We start from the raw sequence: 5,434 nt of genomic DNA on the forward strand, positions 1-5,434 counted from the left end.
GCCTGGCGATGTCCTACTCTCACATGGGGAGACCCCACACTACCATCGGCGCTGTTGTGTTTCACTTCTGAGTTCGGCATGGAATCAGGTGGGTCCACAACGCTATGGTCGCCAAGCAAATTTCTTAATTCGGAAAGCTGTTTCGTTCTCATTCACACATTCAATGTTCTTCAATTGAGCCCACAAAACCCCTTCGGTGTTGTATGGTTAAGCCTCACGGGCAATTAGTATTGGTTAGCTCAACGCCTCGCAGCGCTTACACACCCAACCTATCAACGTTCTAGTCTCGAACAACCCTTTAGGACACTTAAAGTGCCAGGGAAGACTCATCTCAGGGCTCGCTTCGCGCTTAGATGCTTTCAGCGCTTATCAATTCCGAACTTAGCTACCGGGCAATGCCATTGGCATGACAACCCGAACACCAGCGGTTCGTCCACTCCGGTCCTCTCGTACTAGGAGCAGCCCCCTTCAATCTTCCAACGCCCACGGCAGATAGGGACCGAACTGTCTCACGACGTTCTAAACCCAGCTCGCGTACCACTTTAAATGGCGAACAGCCATACCCTTGGGACCGACTTCAGCCCCAGGATGTGATGAGCCGACATCGAGGTGCCAAACACCGCCGTCGATATGAACTCTTGGGCGGTATCAGCCTGTTATCCCCGGAGTACCTTTTATCCGTTGAGCGATGGCCCTTCCATTCAGAACCACCGGATCACTATGACCTACTTTCGTACCTGCTCGAACCGTCATTCTCGCAGTTAAGCGGGCTTATGCCATTGCACTAACCTCACGATGTCCAACCGTGATTAGCCCACCTTCGTGCTCCTCCGTTACTCTTTGGGAGGAGACCGCCCCAGTCAAACTACCCACCAGGCACTGTCCGCAACCCCGATGAGGGGCCTACGTTAGAACATCAAAACGACAAGGGTGGTATTTCAAGGTTGACTCCACGCAATCTAGCGACTGCGCTTCTAAGTCTCCCACCTATCCTACACATGTAGGTTCAATGTTCAGTGCCAAGCTGTAGTAAAGGTTCACGGGGTCTTTCCGTCTAGCCGCGGGTACACTGCATCTTCACAGCGATTTCAATTTCACTGAGTCTCGGGTGGAGACAGCGTGGCCATCATTACGCCATTCGTGCAGGTCGGAACTTACCCGACAAGGAATTTCGCTACCTTAGGACCGTTATAGTTACGGCCGCCGTTTACCGGGGCTTCGATCAAGAGCTTCGACCTAAGTCTAACCCCATCAATTAACCTTCCGGCACCGGGCAGGCGTCACACCGTATACGTCATCTTGCGATTTTGCACAGTGCTGTGTTTTTAATAAACAGTTGCAGCCACCTGGTATCTGCGACTCTCGTCAGCTCCATCCGCGAGGGACTTCACCAATAAGAGCGTACCTTCTCCCGAAGTTACGGTACCATTTTGCCTAGTTCCTTCACCCGAGTTCTCTCAAGCGCCTTGGTATTCTCTACCCGACCACCTGTGTCGGTTTGGGGTACGATTGCTTATAATCTGAAGCTTAGAGGCTTTTCCTGGAAGCAGGGCATCAATGACTTCACTGCCGTAGCAGCTCGACGTCGTGTCTCAGCCTAACAAGAAACCGGATTTACCTAGTCTCTTAGCCTACGCACTTGAACCAGGACAACCGTCGCCTGGCCCACCTAGCCTTCTCCGTCCCCCCATCGCAATTATAAGCAGTACGGGAATATTAACCCGTTTCCCATCGACTACGCTTTTCAGCCTCGCCTTAGGGGTCGACTTACCCTGCCCCGATTAACGTTGGACAGGAACCCTTGGTCTTCCGGCGGGGAGGTTTTTCACCCCCCTTATCGTTACTCATGTCAGCATTCGCACTTCTGATACCTCCAGCATGCTTTACAACACACCTTCAACGGCTTACAGAACGCTCCCCTACCCAATACAGTAAACTGTATTGCCGCAGCTTCGGTTTACTACTTAGCCCCGTTACATCTTCCGCGCAGGCCGACTCGACCAGTGAGCTATTACGCTTTCTTTAAATGATGGCTGCTTCTAAGCCAACATCCTGGCTGTCTGAGCCTTCCCACATCGTTTCCCACTTAGTAGTAATTTGGGACCTTAGCTGGCGGTCTGGGTTGTTTCCCTCTCCACGACGGACGTTAGCACCCGCCGTGTGTCTCCCGGATAGTACTTACTGGTATTCGGAGTTTGCAAAGGGTTGGTAAGTCGGGATGACCCCCTAGCCTTAACAGTGCTCTACCCCCAGTAGTATTCGTCCGAGGCGCTACCTAAATAGCTTTCGGGGAGAACCAGCTATCTCCGAGTTTGATTGGCCTTTCACCCCTAGCCACAAGTCATCCGCTAATTTTTCAACATTAGTCGGTTCGGTCCTCCAGTTGATGTTACTCAACCTTCAACCTGCCCATGGCTAGATCACCCGGTTTCGGGTCTATATCCAGAGACTAAAGCGCCCAGTTAAGACTCGGTTTCCCTACGGCTCCCCTATTCGGTTAACCTTGCCACTGAATATAAGTCGCTGACCCATTATACAAAAGGTACGCAGTCACAGGACAAAGCCTGCTCCTACTGCTTGTACGTACACGGTTTCAGGTTCTATTTCACTCCCCTCACAGGGGTTCTTTTCGCCTTTCCCTCACGGTACTGGTTCACTATCGGTCAGTCAGTAGTATTTAGCCTTGGAGGATGGTCCCCCCATGTTCAGACAGGATAACACGTGTCCCGCCTTACTCGATTTCACTTATAATGATGGAACAGTTACGGGGCTATCACCCTTTATTGCGCCACTTTCCAGAGGCTTCACCTGCATCATTAAAAGCTTAAGGGCTAGTCCAATTTCGCTCGCCGCTACTTTCGGAATCTCTGTTGATTTCTTCTCCTCGGGGTACTTAGATGTTTCAGTTCCCCCGGTTTGCCTCCTTACCCTATGTATTCAGGTAAGGATACGTGCTTATGCACGTGGGTTTCCCCATTCGGAAATCGTAGACTCAAGTGGCTGTTACTGCCTAATCTACGCTTATCGCAAGTTACTACGTCCTTCATCGCCTCTGACTGCCAAGGCATCCACCGTGTACGCTTAGTCACTTAACCATACAACCCGAAGAAGTTTCGTGTTGCAGACAAGTCACCAAGGTTGTCTCTCATTATTTGAATGAGCGAGAGACGTTTGATTTTGCCGGACTCAATTTTGAAAACTTACCGAAGTAAGCTTTCCCAAGAACACTTGAATGTGTTTGGTATCAATACGTTAAACGTATTGATGTTGAGAACTTTTATTTGATAACAACAAACACGTTCGTTGTTATCAGTCAGCTTTCCAAATTGTTAAAGAGCACGATTTTCTAATGAAAACCATTTTTAAAAACACTATTACTAGTGCGCTTAAAGATGGTGGAGCTATGCGGGATCGAACCGCAGACCTCCTGCGTGCAAGGCAGGCGCTCTCCCAGCTGAGCTATAACCCCATCAGGTGTGTGATACTGTGTGCCAATCTTCTGGGAGGAAGAATTGGTGGGTCTGAGTGGACTTGAACCACCGACCTCTCGCTTATCAGGCGAACGCTCTAACCACCTGAGCTACAGACCCAGCATCGTCTCTTAAACTGTATAAACCATCAATCTGTGTGGACACTCATCAGTGTAATCTTCGTATAAGGAGGTGATCCAGCGCCAGGTTCCCCTAGCGCTACCTTGTTACGACTTCACCCCAGTCATGAACCACAAAGTGGTGAGCGTCCTCCCCGAAAGGTTAAACTACCCACTTCTTTTGCAGCCCACTCCCATGGTGTGACGGGCGGTGTGTACAAGGCCCGGGAACGTATTCACCGTAGCATTCTGATCTACGATTACTAGCGATTCCGACTTCATGGAGTCGAGTTGCAGACTCCAATCCGGACTACGACGCACTTTTTGGGATTCGCTCACTATCGCTAGCTTGCTGCCCTCTGTATGCGCCATTGTAGCACGTGTGTAGCCCTACTCGTAAGGGCCATGATGACTTGACGTCGTCCCCACCTTCCTCCGGTTTATCACCGGCAGTCTCCCTGGAGTTCCCGACATGACTCGCTGGCAAACAAGGATAAGGGTTGCGCTCGTTGCGGGACTTAACCCAACATTTCACAACACGAGCTGACGACAGCCATGCAGCACCTGTCTCAGAGTTCCCGAAGGCACACCTGCGTCTCCGCTGGCTTCTCTGGATGTCAAGAGTAGGTAAGGTTCTTCGCGTTGCATCGAATTAAACCACATGCTCCACCGCTTGTGCGGGCCCCCGTCAATTCATTTGAGTTTTAATCTTGCGACCGTACTCCCCAGGCGGTCTACTTAACGCGTTAGCTCCGAAAGCCACGGCTCAAGGCCACAACCTCCAAGTAGACATCGTTTACGGCGTGGACTACCAGGGTATCTAATCCTGTTTGCTCCCCACGCTTTCGCATCTGAGTGTCAGTATCTGTCCAGGGGGCCGCCTTCGCCACCGGTATTCCTTCAGATCTCTACGCATTTCACCGCTACACCTGAAATTCTACCCCCCTCTACAGTACTCTAGTGAACCAGTTTCAAATGCGGTTCCGAGGTTGAGCCCCGGGCTTTCACATCTGACTTAATCCACCACCTGCATGCGCTTTACGCCCAGTAATTCCGATTAACGCTCGCACCCTCCGTATTACCGCGGCTGCTGGCACGGAGTTAGCCGGTGCTTCTTCTGTCGCTAACGTCAAATGATGCTGCTATTAACAACACCACCTTCCTCACGACTGAAAGTACTTTACAACCCGAAGGCCTTCTTCATACACGCGGCATGGCTGCATCAGGCTTGCGCCCATTGTGCAATATTCCCCACTGCTGCCTCCCGTAGGAGTCTGGACCGTGTCTCAGTTCCAGTGTGGCTGATCATCCTCTCAGACCAGCTAGGGATCGTCGCCTTGGTGAGCCATTACCTCACCAACTAGCTAATCCCACCTAGGCATATCCTGACGCGAGAGGCCCGAAGGTCCCCCTCTTTGGCCCGTAGGCATCATGCGGTATTAGCCATCGTTTCCAATGGTTATCCCCCACATCAGGGCAATTTCCTAGGCATTACTCACCCGTCCGCCGCTCGCCACCCAAGGAACAAGTTCCTCTGTGCTGCCGCTCGACTTGCATGTGTTAGGCCTGCCGCCAGCGTTCAATCTGAGCCATGATCAAACTCTTCAATTAAAGTTTTGTTGGTCCTAAGACCGGCTCAATGAATACTGACTTCAAAACTGCTCTTACTCGAAAGTAAAAAAGTAATTTTAAAGCTATTGCTGTTCCAACAGAACAACAATGAATTGACTGTGCCAAAATCAAGTAAACTTGATTCTGATTGGTCACTCAGTTCATTGATAAATCTTTTTTGATTATCATCAACGAGTGCCCACACAGATTGATAGGTTTATATTGTTAAAGAGC

General features: G+C 50.6%; 2 tRNA genes and 3 rRNA genes. All 5 read right to left on the bottom strand.

From position 1 onward, the window contains the following. Positions 1-116, bottom strand: a 5S ribosomal RNA gene (gene rrf / locus AACQ21_RS04200). Positions 117-203: 87 nt separating this feature from the next. After that, positions 204-3,095 (bottom strand): 23S ribosomal RNA (locus AACQ21_RS04205). A 298-nt stretch (positions 3,096-3,393) separates the two neighbouring features. After that, positions 3,394-3,469: transfer RNA gene (locus tag AACQ21_RS04210), tRNA-Ala, on the bottom strand. A 44-nt stretch (positions 3,470-3,513) separates the two neighbouring features. After that, a tRNA-Ile gene (locus AACQ21_RS04215) sits at positions 3,514-3,590 on the bottom strand. A gap of 65 nt (positions 3,591-3,655) precedes the next feature. Further along, positions 3,656-5,200: ribosomal RNA gene (locus AACQ21_RS04220) — 16S ribosomal RNA — on the bottom strand. Together the 16S, 23S and 5S rRNA genes with 2 tRNA genes alongside form the textbook arrangement of a ribosomal RNA operon. Positions 5,201-5,434 lie beyond the last annotated feature (234 nt).

This window comes from Vibrio sp. V01_P9A10T6 (genome assembly GCF_963877065.1).
Lineage (GTDB): Bacteria > Pseudomonadota > Gammaproteobacteria > Enterobacterales > Vibrionaceae > Vibrio > Vibrio anguillarum.